Here is a 14127-nt window from a genome sequence, read left to right on the forward strand (position 1 = left end):
GTCCGAGGACGGCAGCGGCGACCGGACGCACCCGGTCACCGCCCGCCCCGGCCACCGCCTACACGTACCGCTTGATCTCGCGCCGCGCCAGCGACCGCTGGTGCACCTCGTCCGGCCCGTCCGCCAGCCGCAGTGTCCGCGCCGCCGCCCACAGTTCCGCCAGTGGGAAGTCCTGGCTGACGCCGCCCGCGCCGTGCAACTGCACCGCCTGGTCGAGGATGTCGACCACCGCACGCGGGGTGGCGATCTTGATGGCCTGGATCTCCGTGTGCGCGCCCCGGTTGCCCACCGTGTCCATCAGCCACGCCGTCTTCAGCACCAGCAGCCGCAGCTGCTCAACCGTGACCCGCGCGTCGGCGATCCAGTTCTGCACGACGCCCTGCTGGGCGAGCGGCTTGCCGAAGGCCGTACGGGACACCGCCCGCTTGCACATCAGCTCGATGGCCTGCTCGGCCATCCCGATCAGCCGCATGCAGTGGTGGATCCGGCCGGGGCCGAGACGCGCCTGGGCGATGGCGAAGCCGCCGCCCTCCTCGCCGATCAGGTTCGCGGCGGGCACCCGCACATCGTTGAACACGACTTCGGCGTGACCGCCGTGGTAGTGGTCCTCGTACCCGTACACCTGCATCGCGCGCCGCACTTCGAGGCCGGGCGTGTCGCGCGGAATCAGGATCATCGACTGCTGACGGCGGATGTCGGGGCCGTCCGGGTCGGTCTTGCCCATCACGATGAAGATCCGGCAGTCCGGGTTCATCGCCCCGGAGATGTACCACTTGCGGCCGTTGATGACGTATTCGTCACCGTCCCGCACGATCCGGGTCTCGATGTTCGTCGCGTCCGACGAGGCCACCTCGGGCTCCGTCATGGCGAACGCCGACCGGATCTCCCCGGCGAGCAGCGGCTCCAGCCACTGCTTCTTCTGCCCGTCCGTGCCGAACTGGAAGAGCACCTCCATGTTCCCGGTGTCCGGCGCCGCGCAGTTCAGTGCGGTCGGCGCCAACTGCGGGGAGCGGCCGGTGATTTCGGCGAGCGGCGCGTACTGGAGGTTGGTCAGCCCGGCTCCGTACTCCGCGTCGGGCAGGAAGAGGTTCCACAGGCCCTGCTTACGCGCCTGCGCCTTCAGCTCCTCGACGATCGGCGGGGTGTCCCACGGGGAGGCGAGCAGTGCGCGCTGCTCCTCCGCGATCTTCTCGGCCGGGTGGACATGTTCGTCCATGAAGGTGAGCAGCCTGGTGCGCAGCTCTTCCGTACGGGCGTCGAATGCGAAATCCATGGACTGATCAGCCTTCCTGAAGGGTGGTGAGGCCGTGCTCGATGAAGACGGGGACGAGATCGCCGATCCGGTCGAAGCCGGCGCCGACCGTCTGGCCGAGGGTGTAGCGGTAGTGGATGCCCTCCAGGATCACGGCGAGCTTGAACCACGCGAACGCCGTGTACCAGGAGATGGCGGAGGTGTCCCGGCCGGAGCGGGCGGCGTAGCGCTCGATCAGTTCGGCGGGGGTGGGGTGGCCGGCCGCGCCGCTGGTGGTGGAGACCGGGGACCCCGGCAGACCGAGATCGGAGCTGTACATCACCAGGAGGCCGAGGTCGGTCAGCGGGTCGCCGAGCGTCGACATCTCCCAGTCGAGGACGGCGTTGATCTCGTCGTCCGAGCCGATCAGGACGTTGTCCAGGCGGTAGTCGCCGTGGATGACGGTCGGCGTGGGGGAGACGGGCAGCTCGCGCCCCAGCGCGGCGTGCAGCTCGTCGATGCCGGGCAGTTCGCGGTTGCGGGAGGCGTCCAGCTGCTTGCCCCAGCGGCGCAGCTGCCGGTCGAGGAAGCCCTCGGGGCGCCCGAAGTCGCCGAGTCCCACGGACTCGGGGTCCACCGCGTGCAGTTCCACCAGCGTGTCGACCAGCCCGAGGACGGCAGCCCGGGTGCGTTCGGGGCCGAGCGGGGCGAGCTGTTCGGCGGTGCGGTACGGAGTCCCCTCGACGTACTCCATGAGGTAGAAGGACGACCCGATGACGGAGTCGTCCTCGCAGAGCAGTACCGGCTCGGGCACCGGCACGGCGGTCGGATGCAGCGCGCTGATCACCCGGTGCTCGCGCTTCATGTCGTGCGCGGTGGCGAGGACATGGCCGAGCGGAGGCCGGCGGACGACCCAGTGACCGGTGCCGTCCGTGACGATGTACGTCAGGTTGGAGCGACCGCCCTCGATGAGCCGGGCTTCGAGCGGTCCGTTCACCAGACCCGGCCGTTCGCGGTCGAGATATCCGCGGAGCCGGTCCAGGTCGAGGCCTGGCGGGTGGACTGAGCTCATCGTGCGCACCTCCGGGGTGAAAAGTCGTCGAAGCTCATGATGCCGACCAGTCGGTATGTCGTCCAGTGAACTCCCGGATTCCCCCGTGCGGACTCCGCCCCCGGTGGTCCGGAATCTGGCGTTCAGTCTTGTCGCTGAATGGAGTTCACATATGAATACGGCATTGGATTGGTGATCGACGAAGCGCCGGAGTGGGTGACGCCCGGCCGTCCCGCGCCGGTGAGCCCGGAGCTGCCCGGGGGCTGGCCGGATGCCCGGAGGCCGTCACCGCGGACCTGATCCGCCCGCGGCCGGCGCACTCCGCGCCGCCGTCCGAGGCCGTCACCGCCTGAGTTGCGTCCGGCCTGAGCAGCCCGGAAGGTCGGATGATGAAGGCGATCAGCTACAGCAGGTACGGCGGGGCCGACGTCCTGGAGTACGGCGAGCGGCCCGACCCGAAGGTCGGCCCGGACAGTGTGCTGGTGAAAGTGCGTGCAGCGGCCGTCAACCCGGTCGACTGGAAGGCCAGGGAGGGCCACCTCCAGTCGGGACTGGAGGCCGTCTTTCCGGTGATCCCCGGCTGGGACGTCTCCGGAGTCGTCGTACAGCCCGGCATCGCCGTCGACGAATTCGCGGTCGGCGACGAGGTCATCGGCTATGTGCGGGAGGACTTCCTGTCCCGCGGCACCTTCGCCGAGTACGTCGCCGCCCCCGTGCGCACCCTCGCCCGCAAGCCGCTGAGCCTGAGCTTCGAGGAGGCGGCAGGCCTGCCGCTGGCCGGTCTCACCGCGTACCAGGTGCTGCACCGCTCGCTGCGGGTCCAGGACGGCGACACCGTGCTCGTCCACGCGGCCGCGGGCGGGGTGGGCTCGCTGGCCGTCCAGCTCGCCCGGCACACGGGCGCCCGCGTCATCGGCACCGCCAGCGAGCGCAACCACGACCATGTGCGAGAGCTCGGCGGCGAGCCGGTGGCGTACGGCGAGGGGCTCGCCGACCGGATCCGGGCCCTGGTCCCCGACGGGGTGGACGCCGCCTTCGACACCGTCGGCGGCGAGGCCCTGCGCGTCTCCGCGGAAGTGCTGAAGCCCGGGGGCCGGCTGGTGTCCATCGCGGACGGCGAGGTCTTCTCGTACGGCGGCCGCTATGCCTTCGTCCGGCCCGACGCGACGGATCTCGCCCAGCTGAGCACCCTGGCCGAGCAGGGCATCATCTCGGTCCATATCGACCGGACGTTCCCGCTCGAACAGGCCGCGGACGCCTACCGGCTGAACGAGGAGGGACGCACCCGCGGGAAGATCGTCGTCACCGTCCCCTGGGACAACTGACAGCCCCGGCACGACCCCTCAGAAGATCATCGCCGCGGCGAACACCGCGAGCGCCACCGTGCACACGGCCGCCGTCAGCGCGCCGCGCGGTGACAGCGGCTGCGGCTGCGTGGTCCCCATCCCGAGCACCCGCCGGTGCGCCACCTGCAGAAAGCCCAGCCAGGCCAGCACGCTCAGCGACAGGGCGGCGAGTCCGGCCGGGCTCGCACCGTTGTGCAGGGCCTGCTTGCCCGCCAGCAGAGCCACCACCGTGCAGGACAGGGTGGTGCGCCGCCACGCCAGCCTGGTCCGCTCGGGCTGCAGCCCGGGGTCCCGGACGGGGGCCGTCACCGGCCCTCCCAGCCGAAGACGACCACCACCACCATCGCGACGGCGACGACGCCGACGGCAAGGCCGAGCAGTGTCGGGAAGCGGGAGACCGGCAGGTCCTCGCCGCGCCGCATCGCCCGCTCGCACCGCACCCAGTGGTTGACCGCCCGCAGCGCACACAGCACACCGGCTGCGAGGAGCGCGAGCGCCAGCCCCGTCCTGACCCCCCAGGCCAGCTCCGGCAGGAACTGATCGACGGCGAAGCCGCCGCCGATGAGCGCCAGAGCCGTCCGGATCCAGGCGAGGAAGGTGCGCTCGTTGGCGAGCGAGAAGCGGTAGTCCGGGGTGTCGCCCTCGTCACGGATCCGCTCCGGTGCGAACCACAGCCTCAGGCCTTGTACGAAGTCGTTCACGTCCGAACCCTAACCAGCACTTTGTCGCCGATCGCCTGCCGGGGCCCGGCCTGCCCGGAACTCCCGCAGCCGGTGGTAGGTCTCCAGGCCGTCCGGCACCCACTCCCAGTCGCCGAGCCGCTCCGTCAGCTCGTCATCGGTGAGGAAGGTGTGCCAGGCGACCTCCTCCACCTGCGGGTTCACCGGCAGCTCGCACCGCACCTGGTAGACGTGCGACCACCAGGAGTGCTCCGCGCTCTCGTAGAGGAACTTGAAGAGCGGCTCGGGGCGGGGGAGCCCCGTGACCCCGAGTTCCTCCTCGGCCTCGCGCAGCGCCGCCTCGTCGTACGACTCGCCCGCGCCGACCACCCCGCCGACGAACATGTCGTAGTGCGAGGGGAAGACCAGTTTGGTCGGGGTCCTGCGGTGCACGAAGAGCCGGCCCTCGGCGTCCCGGACCTCGATGAAGGCGCAGCGGTGGCGCAGACCTCGCGCGGTCGCCTCACCGCGCGGGGCCTGACCGACGACCTCGTCGTTCTCGTCGACGATGTCCAGAATTTCGTCAGCAGCAGTCATAAAGCCCATCCAACCCCAGCTCCGGGGCCGAGGATCACCGGCCGGGCAGCACCGGCCGGGCGGACGCATGAACCGCCCGCCCGTCAGTGCGGCTGCAGACTGTGCTTCCGGTCGTGGTGGCCGTGGCCCGTCGGCATCGCCGGATGCAACCCCAGGAGCACGATCCCGACGACGATCGCCGCCAGTCCGGCCGCCTGCCAGGCCAGCGCACCCGCATCGGTGCGCACCTGGTCGCCGAGGAAGCCGATCCCGCAGGCGATCCCGGCCAGCGGCTGCGCGGCGGTCAGCGCGGGCAGCGACATCCGCAGCGGCGCCGTCTCGAACGCGCTCTGCACCAGGATCAGTCCCGTCACACCCAGCACCACCACCGCGTACGGCTGCCAGCTCGTCACCAGTGCCGTCCATCCCGCGGCCGACAGCAGCTGCCCGCTCATCCGGGTCAGCGCGTCCTGGAGGCCGTACAGCAGCCCGGCCGCCACCGCGAGCAGCGCCGGGGCCGCTCCGTGCTGCGAGCGCTTGGCGAAGGTGGTGAGCAGCAGGGCTATGCCCACGACCACGCCGACCACCAGCCAGTGCCGCAGTGCGTTCGTGATCGTCTCGCCGCCCTGCGGCCGGCCCCCCAGCAGGAAGGCGGTGACCCCGCCGGCCAGCAGCCAGAGCCCGGCCCAGCCCTGCCGGCCGAGCCGCTGGCCGGTGCGGTGGCGCGACAGGGCCATCGCGAAGAGCAGATTGGTCGCCAGGAGAGGCTCGACGACGGACACCTCGCCGTTGCCCAGGGCCACCGCCCCCAGCGCCATGCCGCAGACCATCAGGCCGATCCCGGCGAGCCAGCTCCGCACCCGCATCAGGTCGAGCAGCAGCCGGGGGGAGAGATAGTCCCTCCTCGGGGCGTGCCGGGCGGCAGCCTGCTGCAGGACAAAGCCGAATCCCAGACAGCAGGCAGCGCTCACGGCGAGTACGAGCACCAGCACCGACACGCTTCTCTACCTCAAGTCCGGCCAGGAGAGGGTGATTTGTTTCGACGATAGCGCCTCCGGCCCAAGGGCGCGGCCGGAGCGCGGCCGACCGGGCGGTTGACGCCGCAGCGACCGGTGCCGAAGATCTGACGCACGAGTAACTTCCGGTGCTCCTTCGGGACCCCGGCTCACCCGCTCACCCGGACTCGCCCGACTCGCCCGACTCGCCCCGACAAGGATGGAACCCATGGCGTACGACGCTGATGTGATCGTGATCGGGGCTGGACTCGCGGGTCTCGTGGCCACCGCCGAGCTCGTCGACGCGGGCCGCACGGTGATCCTGCTCGACCAGGAACCCGAACAGTCGATCGGCGGCCAGGCGCACTGGTCCTTCGGTGGCCTCTTCCTCGTCGACTCACCCGAACAGCGCCGCATGCGGATCAAGGACAGCCACGAGCTGGCCCTCCAGGACTGGCTCGGTACGGCCGGCTTCGACCGCAAGGAGGACCACTGGCCACGCAAGTGGGCCCAGGCATACGTCGATTTCGCGGCCGGTGAGAAGCGGTCCTGGCTGCAGGCCCAGGGGCTGCGGATCTTCCCCGTCGTCGGCTGGGCCGAGCGTGGCGGCTACGACGCGAACGGGCATGGCAACTCCGTACCCCGCTTCCACATCACCTGGGGCACCGGCCCCGGCGTCGTGGCCCCCTTCGAGCGCCGGGTCCGCGAAGGCGTCGCCAAGGGCCTCGTCCAGCTGAAGTTCCGGCACCGGGTCACCGGCCTCGGCCGCACCGCCGGCGCCGTGGACACCGTGACGGGTGAGCTCCTCGAACCGAGCGGTGTCTCCCGCGGCACCGCGAGCAGCCGCGAGGCGACCGGCACCTTCGAGCTGAGGGCCCAAGCGGTGATCGTCACCTCCGGTGGCATCGGCGGCAACCACGATCTCGTCCGTGCCCAGTGGCCCGAGCGGCTGGGCACCCCGCCCGCGAAGATGCTGTCCGGGGTCCCCGCCCATGTCGACGGACTGATGCTCGGCATCACCGAGGAGGCGGGCGCCCATCACATCAACCGCGACCGGATGTGGCACTACACCGAGGGCATCGAGAACTGGAACCCGATCTGGGCCAAGCACGGAATCCGGATCCTGCCGGGACCGTCCTCGCTCTGGCTGGACGCCCGCGGCAAGCGACTGCCGGTCCCGCTCTTCCCCGGCTTCGACACGCTCGGCACCCTCGAGCACATCATGAAGTCCGGCTACGACTACACCTGGTTCGTTCTCGACCAGAAGATCATCGGCAAGGAGTTCGCGCTTTCCGGCTCGGAGCAGAACCCCGACCTGACCGGGAAGTCGATCCGCGGTGTGATCGGCCGGGCGCGCGCGGACGTGCCGGGTCCGGTGAAGGCGTTCATGGACAACGGGGTGGACTTCGTGGTCGAGAAGGACCTCGACGCGCTGGTCCGCGGCATGAACGCGCTCACCGACGAACCTCTGATCGACGCGGACGGGCTGCGCCGCGAGATCACCGCCCGGGACCGCGAGATCGCCAACCCGTTCACCAAGGATCTCCAGATCACGGCGATCCGCGGCGCCCGCACGTATCTGGGCGACAAGCTGATCCGCACGGCGGCGCCGCACCGCATCCTGGACCCCGAGGCCGGTCCGCTGATCGCCGTACGACTCAACATCCTGACCCGCAAGTCGCTCGGCGGGCTGGAGACGGACCTGTCGTCACGGGTGCTCACGGCGGACGGCACACCCCTGCCCGGTGTGTACGCGGCGGGGGAGGCGGCAGGCTTCGGCGGCGGCGGGGTGCACGGCTACCGCTCGCTCGAAGGGACGTTCCTCGGCGGCTGCATCTTCTCCGGACGGGCGGCGGGCCGGGCCGCGGCGGAGGCGGTCGGCTGACCCGTAGTCCGCCGGCCCCTGCTCTGCTCGGCCGGCCACCCGTGCGGGCGGGTTCTCCCGTCGGAAGGAGCACGGCCGACGCGGCACTGTCCGACGCCGTAGCCCTCGTCGGCCAGGACCTTGCCCATCAGCAGGTCGGCCCCGGGCGCGACGCCCTTGTGCCATGACGCGCAACGGGTGCCGGCCGGTCAGTGCTGTGTACTGCCGGTCGGCCGGTCCTCCGCCGCTGCGCAGGGATCGAGGAGCTCGACGACGCGGAACCGTTCGGCGACGATCAGTGTGCCGTCGTCGACCGTGAACTCCGGGTCGCCGAGCGCCTCCCGCATCTCCTCCCCCTGCCAGAACCGCTCATGGCTCGCGCGCCACTCGGCCGCCGAGGTGTCGCCCTCGCCCTCGTCGATCACGTGCTGGAGATCGATGTCGCCGAGCCGCAGGATCCGTACCTCGGTCACCTCCACCACCGCGATCTCCCGGCCCGCCGAGTCGATCAGCGCCGACCGCTCGCCCACCGGAGGCAGCTCCTCCTTCTCCGCCTCGTACTCCGCCAGCAGCCCCGTCGTCGACACCTTCGCGCCGCTGAGTACCGCCTCGACCAGCTGATCGCGCAGCGGCCCGGGAAAGGCAAGAAGAAAGGGCTTGAGAGGCTCACGGTTCGACATGGCACAAGTCTGGCATGCCTCGTCACGTACGTGACGAGGGCTCATGAATGCCGGGTTCCGGCCAACTCATCTGTAATTGAATGCAGTTGATCAAGGTCAACTCTTGACGCGGAGCCTTGCCTACCGCTTGGCTGTCCGCGATCGACAACGCTCGCGCCCCAACGCGCCCCAACGCGCCCCAACGCTCTCACCGCCGTCCTTTTCCAGCCCGTACTTGCTCGTACTCGTTTCGTAAAGGAAGCCAGCGGTGTCCCCGCCTCCGCCTCCCCTGGGCCGCTCCCGAAGACGGGGCGGACGCTCCGGTCATCCCTTCGACCCGGCGCTCGATGACACCGAACTCATCGAGGTGCGGGGGCAGTTCACCCAGGGGCGGTGGACCAGGGCCCGCTCCCTGCTGGCCGGCACCGGCAGCGACTGGGACCGCCGCAGCCATCGCGTCGTGGCCCTCGCCGAGACTCCGGCCGCCGCCGGCTGGGCCCGCGACTGGCTGCTCGCCGAACCCGACAGCGCCGACGCCGCCACCTTGCTGGCCTGCGCCACCGTGGTCCGCGCCCTGCATGGCAAGGACACACCCGAGGCGGCCCGAGAGGCCTGCCTGCACGCCGCGCGACTGGTCCCCGACGACCCCACGCCCTGGCTGGGGCAGCTGATGCTGGCCCGCGCGCACGGCACCCAGGAGGAGGCGGGGAAGCTCTTCGACGCGGTGCGCATCCGCCACCCCGACCACCACCACGCGCATCATCTGATGACGGCCCGGCTCGCCGAGAACCACCCCGACAGCGGCCAGGACCCGCTGCACGAGGTCTACGACTTCGCCGCCTGGGCCGCCGAACAGGCCCCCGCCGATTCGCCGCTCGCCGTCCTCCCGGTCGTCGCGCACGCCGAGCGCTACCGCGTCCTGGTTGCCGCGGGCAGCGAGCCCGACGACCCGGTGCGCTCCGGGCACTGGTCGGGACGGCGGGCCCGGCAGGTGATGAAGGCCGCGTTCGACTGGTGGCTGGAATGGGAGCGCGAGGACCACCCGCGCAACCGTGCCGACCTCAACTTCCTGGCCCACGCCAAGGTCTGCGAGGGCAGGCTCGCCGAGGCCGCCGCCCTCTTCCACCGCATCGGGCCCCACGCCACGGCCGCACCCTGGTCGTACTCGGGCCGGGACCCGTACCAGGCCTTCCTCACGGCGCGGGGTACCGCGCTCGGTACGCCGTGAGGAGTCACCCGCCGCAGAGCCGTCTGCCGCGGAGTCGCCCGCTGCTGTGCACCTCCCAGTGTTTCTCCCCTGTTTCTCCTCAACGAAGGGACCACCCCCGCCATGTCGACGGGCAGTTCGAGAACGAGTGAGACCGGCGCGACCGGCGATACGGGCGGCATCAGCACCTACAAGGGTGAGGAGCGGGCCCTGCGTGCGGACCGGCTCGGCACCGCGGGGCTGCTGCTCTCGGTTCTCGCCGCAAGCGCCCCCCTGATGGTCGTCGCCGGGGTGATGCCCACCGTCTTCGGCGTGATGGGCATCGTCGGCCAGCCCCTGCTGTACGTCATCCTCGGCATCGTCCTGATGCTGTTCAGCGTCGGCTACGCGGAGATGAGCCGGCATGTCCACAACGCCGGTGCCTTCTACGCGTACATCGCCCGTGGGCTCGGCCCCACCGCGGGCGCCGGTGCCGCACTCGTCGCCCTCGTCGCGTACAGCGCCATGCAGGTCGGCATCTACGGCATCCTCGGCTTCGAGGTCTCCGGGCTCTTCTCCACCTACCTCGAGATCGAAGTCGACTGGTGGATACCGGCCGTCGTCGCCGTACTGATCGTCGGTGTCCTCGGGTGGCTGAAGATCGACCTCAACGCCAAGGTCCTCGGCGTGCTGCTGGTCGTCGAGTGCGCCCTCGTCGTGATCTTCGACATCGCCGCCGTCTCCAAGCCCGGACCCGAGGGCCTGTCCCTGCACGCCTTCAGCCCCGACACCCTCACCGGCGCCGGACTCGGCACCGCGCTCTGCTTCTGCATCGCCGCGTTCGTCGGCTTCGAACAGGCCCCGGTGTACGCGGAGGAGACCAGCCGTCCGCAGATCGTCGTCTCCCGGGTGATGTTCCTCGCCGTCGGCTACGCCGCACTGTTCCTCGCGGTCAGCTCCTGGGCGCTGACCGTCGCCGCCGGCCCCGGCTTCATCGCGGACACCTCGCTGAAGCAGGGCCCCGCGATGCTGTTCGGTCTCACTGAGGACCGGCTCGGCACGACCTTCACCGATGTGCTGCACGTGCTCTTCGTCACCGGCATGTTCGCCGCACTGCTCAGCTTCCACAACGTCGTCGCCCGCTACGCGTTCGCGATGGGCCGCGAGAGCCTGCTGCCCGCCGCCTTCGGCCGTACCAACAAGACCAGCGGCGCACCCGCCACCGGCTCGCTGCTCCAGTCCGCGGTCTCCCTGGTGATCGTGCTGGCCTTCGCGTTCACCGACGACAAGCCGTTCGGAGACCCGACCGCGCCCGTGCTGCAGCTGTTCACCTGGATGGGCAACGTCGGCGCGCTCGGCGTCATCGTGCTGATGGCCGCGGCCTCCTTCGCCGTGATCGCGTTCTTCGTGAAGCGCGGCGCGGGCCGGGCGCAGCTGCCGCGGCTGATCGCCTCGGGCCTGGCCGGGGTGGCGATGCTGGCGATCGCCGTCTTCACCGTCCGGGACTTCGACGTGCTGGTCGGCTCGGGCCCGGGCTCGGTCCTCAACTGGCTGCTGCCCGGTGTCATCGTCGCCGCGCTCGTCATCGGCCTGGTGTACGGGGCGGTGCTGCGCTCGACGAGGCCGGCGGTGCACGCCAGGATCGGGCTCGGCAACGAGGCGTTCCAGCTGGAGAAGGCGGCCGAGAGCGGTTCGGTCCACCACTGAGCCCCATCGCCTTACCGAAGTGTGACGGATACCCGCGGCCCCTGGTGACGGGCGGCCGCGGGTGCTCGAATGGTCGGGTGAACAGTCGCCCTCCCGATGCCGAAGGCACACCCGTCGGCCGCCGCCTGGTCCTGACCATGCTCGGGCTCGGCGCCGGCGCGGTCGTGGCGGCGCCCGCCCTGCAGCGGATGATGGAATCCGGGCTCGGCGCGGTCGCCGACAAGGACCCCACCGGCCTGACCGGGCTGCTGCCCAACGGCGGCGGCTTCCGCTACTACTCCGTCGCCTCGTCCGTACCGAGGAAGAGCGCCGCCGACTACCGGCTGAAGGTCGACGGTCTCGTCGACCGGCCCGCCATGTACACCCTGGACCGGCTCCGCGCCCTGCCGCAGACCAGGCTGGTCCGCGACGTCCAGTGCGTCACCGGCTGGCGGGTCCCCGAGACCCCGTTCGAGGGCGTCCGGCTTTCCGCGCTGCTGGACGCGGCCGGGGTGCGGCCCGGAGCGAAGGCGATCCGCTTCACCTGCTTCGACGGGACCTACAGCGAGAGCCTCACCCTCGATCAGGCCCGGCGCCCCGATGTGCTGGTCGCCCTGCGCATGCAGGACAAGCCGGTGGCCCACGCGCACGGCGGCCCGGTCCGCCTCTATGTCGCCCCGATGTACTTCTACAAGTCGGCGAAGTGGCTCTCCGGGATCACCGCCACCGACGCCGTGAAGCCCGGCTACTGGGAGGAGCTCGGTTATGACGTCGACGCCTGGGTCGGGCGGTCCAACGGCCGCGACGACAACCCCACCGGCTGACCCCGCCGGGCGGCTGCACCGCTTCAGCAGGGCGGAGCGCTGGGTGCACCGCACCACGGCCTGGCTGATGCTGCTGTGCGTGGCGACCGCGGCCTGCCTGTACGTACCCCAGCTCGCCGAACTGGTCGGCCGCCGCCATCTCGTGGTCACCGTGCACCAATGGTCCGGGCTGCTGAGCCCCGTACCGCTGCTGGCCGGTCTTGTCTCCCGGGCGCTGCGCGCCGACCTGTCCCGGCTGGGCCGGTTCGGGCCGTACGACTGGGTGTGGCTACGGGCGGTACGCCGCCGCGACCACCGGACCGGCTCCCGCCCGGCCGGGAAGTTCAATGCGGGTCAGAAGCTGTATGCGGCCTGGATCGCGGGCGCCGTGCTGGTCATGACCGGCACCGGGGTGCTGATGTGGTTCACCGGCCTCGCCCCGCTGATGTGGCGTACCGGTGCCACCTTTGTGCACGACTGGCTGGCGCTCGCGATCGGGACCTTGCTGGCCGGACACATGGCTATGGCGCTCGCCGACCCGGAGGCACGCCGTGGCATGCGCACCGGGTCGGTCGAGCGCCATTGGGCGCGGACCGAACACCCGCTGTGGGGGGAGTCCGCCGAGCCGCCGGACGAGGATCCGGCAGGTCGCCAGGGGCTGTCCGGCTAGAGGATCAGCGACAGCAGCAGGATGAAGGCCAGCGAGACCACGGAGATGATGGTCTCCATCACCGACCAGGTCTTCACCGTCTGGCCGACGCTCATCCCGAAGTACTCCTTCACCAGCCAGAAGCCGGCGTCATTGACGTGGCTGAAGAAGAGCGAGCCCGCACCGACGGCGAGGACCAGCAGCGCCGCGTGCGACGTCGACATGTCGGCGGCGAGCGGGGCGACCAGGCCGGCCGCCGAGATCGTGGCCACGGTTGCCGAGCCGGTCGCGAGCCGGATCGCGACGGCGATCAGCCAGCCCAGCAGCAGCGCCGGGATCGACCAGTCCTTGGAGAAGTCCAGGATCATCTGGCCCACACCGGCGTCGATGAGGGTCTGCTTGAAGCCACCGCCCGCACCGACGATCAGCAGCACACCCGCGATCGGGGCGAGGGACTTCTCGACGGTGGTGGAGAGCCGCGCCTTGGTGAAACCGGCGGCCCGGCCCAGCGTGAACATGCCGACGATGACGGCCGCGAGCAGAGCGATCAGCGGCGAGCCGATCACATCGGTGACCCGCTGGATGTGGTTCTCCGGGTTGTCCACGACGATGTCGACGAGGGCCTTGGCCAGCATCAGCACGACGGGCAACAGGATGGTTGCCAGCGTGGCGCCGAAGCTGGGACGGTGCTCCAGCTCCTCGGACGGACGCTGCGGGATCATCTTCTCCGGCGCCTTGATGTCCACCCAGCGGGCGGCATAACGGGAGAAGACCGGACCCGCGATGATCACCGTCGGGATGGCGACGAGCACACCGAGCGCCAGCGTGACACCGAGGTTGGCGCCGAGGGCGTCGATCGCGACCAGCGGGCCGGGGTGCGGCGGGATCAGCCCGTGCATCACGGAGAGACCGGCGAGCGCCGGGATACCGATCCGCATGAGGGAGTAGTTGCCGCGCTTGGCGACGAGCAGCACCACCGGGATCAGCAGCACGATGCCGACTTCGAAGAAGAGCGGCAGACCGATGATCGAGGCGATCAGGACCATCGCCCAGGGCATGGCGCGCCCGCTCGTCTTCGCGAGGATCGTGTCGACGATCTGGTCCGCGCCGCCGGAGTCGGCGAGCAGCTTGCCCAGAATGGCGCCGAGCGCGATCAGGACACCGACGCCGGCGACCGTCGAGCCGAGGCCGGCGGTGAAGCTGGCTATCGTCTTGGCGGGAGCGGCGCCGGCGAAGGAGCCGAGCGCGAGCGAGCCGATGGTCAGCGCCAGGAAGGCATGCAACTTGAACTTGGTGATGAGCAGAACGATGACGGCGATGCCCGCCAGAACGGCGATGCCCAGCTGCGCGTTGCCGGCCGAAGTGATGGGTTCGACGGCGTCCGCTGCCAGCATCTCGACGTTGAGACTGGTCACGTGGATG

14 protein-coding genes are annotated in these 14127 nt (G+C 70.6%); 6 read left to right on the forward strand and 8 right to left on the reverse strand.

Features of this window, described 5'->3' with window-relative positions; genetic code table 11:
* Positions 1-58: 58 nt before the first annotated feature.
* Positions 59-1273 (reverse strand): acyl-CoA dehydrogenase family protein, encoded by a 1215-nt coding sequence (locus ABZV38_RS03295; protein WP_356324024.1) that lies wholly within the window; start codon positions 1271-1273, stop codon positions 59-61.
* Positions 1274-1280: 7 nt separating this feature from the next.
* Positions 1281-2303, reverse strand: coding sequence for a phosphotransferase family protein (locus ABZV38_RS03300; RefSeq protein ID WP_356324026.1), 1023 nt, complete (start codon positions 2301-2303; stop codon positions 1281-1283).
* A 368-nt stretch (positions 2304-2671) separates the two neighbouring features.
* Between ABZV38_RS03300 and ABZV38_RS03305 the strand changes: the two genes are divergently transcribed.
* Positions 2672-3607, forward strand: a complete 936-nt coding sequence (locus ABZV38_RS03305; protein WP_356324271.1) for an NADP-dependent oxidoreductase — start codon at positions 2672-2674, stop codon at positions 3605-3607.
* An 18-nt stretch (positions 3608-3625) separates the two neighbouring features.
* On the opposite strand, the gene ABZV38_RS03310 is transcribed toward ABZV38_RS03305, so the two are convergent.
* From ABZV38_RS03310 to ABZV38_RS03325, 4 genes are all read right to left on the reverse strand, one after another.
* Entirely contained in the window at positions 3626-3937 is a 312-nt protein-coding gene (locus tag ABZV38_RS03310) for a DUF202 domain-containing protein (protein ID WP_356324028.1), read from the reverse strand.
* Complete coding sequence (locus ABZV38_RS03315) at positions 3934-4329, reverse strand: DUF202 domain-containing protein (protein WP_356324030.1); 396 nt, start codon at positions 4327-4329, stop codon at positions 3934-3936. The genes ABZV38_RS03310 and ABZV38_RS03315 overlap by 4 nt, the downstream gene beginning before the upstream one ends.
* Before the next feature lie 9 nt (positions 4330-4338).
* Entirely contained in the window at positions 4339-4884 is a 546-nt protein-coding gene (locus ABZV38_RS03320; RefSeq protein ID WP_356324032.1) for an NUDIX domain-containing protein, read from the reverse strand.
* A gap of 83 nt (positions 4885-4967) precedes the next feature.
* Positions 4968-5861 (reverse strand): DMT family transporter, encoded by an 894-nt coding sequence (locus tag ABZV38_RS03325; protein WP_356324034.1) that lies wholly within the window; start codon positions 5859-5861, stop codon positions 4968-4970.
* Between the two features lie 226 nt (positions 5862-6087).
* On the opposite strand from ABZV38_RS03325, the gene ABZV38_RS03330 reads away from it, so the two are divergent.
* A complete protein-coding gene (locus ABZV38_RS03330) occupies positions 6088-7743 on the forward strand; it encodes an FAD-binding dehydrogenase (protein ID WP_356324035.1) in 1656 nt (551 codons plus the stop codon).
* Between the two features lie 188 nt (positions 7744-7931).
* Here the strand turns inward: ABZV38_RS03330 and ABZV38_RS03335 are convergent, their stop codons facing one another.
* A complete protein-coding gene (locus ABZV38_RS03335; protein WP_356324037.1) occupies positions 7932-8402 on the reverse strand; it encodes an ASCH domain-containing protein in 471 nt (156 codons plus the stop codon).
* A 247-nt stretch (positions 8403-8649) separates the two neighbouring features.
* Between ABZV38_RS03335 and ABZV38_RS03340 the strand changes: the two genes are divergently transcribed.
* The 4 genes from ABZV38_RS03340 to ABZV38_RS03355 all read left to right on the forward strand — a co-directional run bounded on the left by ABZV38_RS03340 (position 8650) and on the right by ABZV38_RS03355 (position 12726).
* Positions 8650-9609 (forward strand): hypothetical protein, encoded by a 960-nt coding sequence (locus tag ABZV38_RS03340; protein WP_356324039.1) that lies wholly within the window; start codon positions 8650-8652, stop codon positions 9607-9609.
* Positions 9610-9711: 102 nt separating this feature from the next.
* Complete coding sequence (locus tag ABZV38_RS03345; protein ID WP_356324041.1) at positions 9712-11274, forward strand: APC family permease; 1563 nt, start codon at positions 9712-9714, stop codon at positions 11272-11274.
* Positions 11275-11411: 137 nt separating this feature from the next.
* Complete coding sequence (locus ABZV38_RS03350; RefSeq protein ID WP_356324273.1) at positions 11412-12077, forward strand: molybdopterin-dependent oxidoreductase; 666 nt, start codon at positions 11412-11414, stop codon at positions 12075-12077.
* On the forward strand, positions 12019-12726 hold the full coding sequence (locus ABZV38_RS03355) for a cytochrome b/b6 domain-containing protein (RefSeq protein ID WP_356324043.1): 708 nt from the start codon (positions 12019-12021) through the stop codon (positions 12724-12726). The genes ABZV38_RS03350 and ABZV38_RS03355 overlap by 59 nt, the downstream gene beginning before the upstream one ends.
* Here ABZV38_RS03355 and ABZV38_RS03360 read toward each other — a convergent pair.
* Positions 12723-14120 carry a gluconate:H+ symporter gene (locus tag ABZV38_RS03360; protein WP_356324045.1) on the reverse strand — a complete coding sequence of 466 codons (1398 nt, stop codon included), beginning with the start codon at positions 14118-14120 and terminating at the stop codon, positions 12723-12725. The genes ABZV38_RS03355 and ABZV38_RS03360 overlap by 4 nt on opposite strands.
* Positions 14121-14127 lie beyond the last annotated feature (7 nt).

The organism is Streptomyces sp. NPDC005181 (assembly GCF_040608395.1).
Classification (GTDB): domain Bacteria; phylum Actinomycetota; class Actinomycetes; order Streptomycetales; family Streptomycetaceae; genus Streptomyces.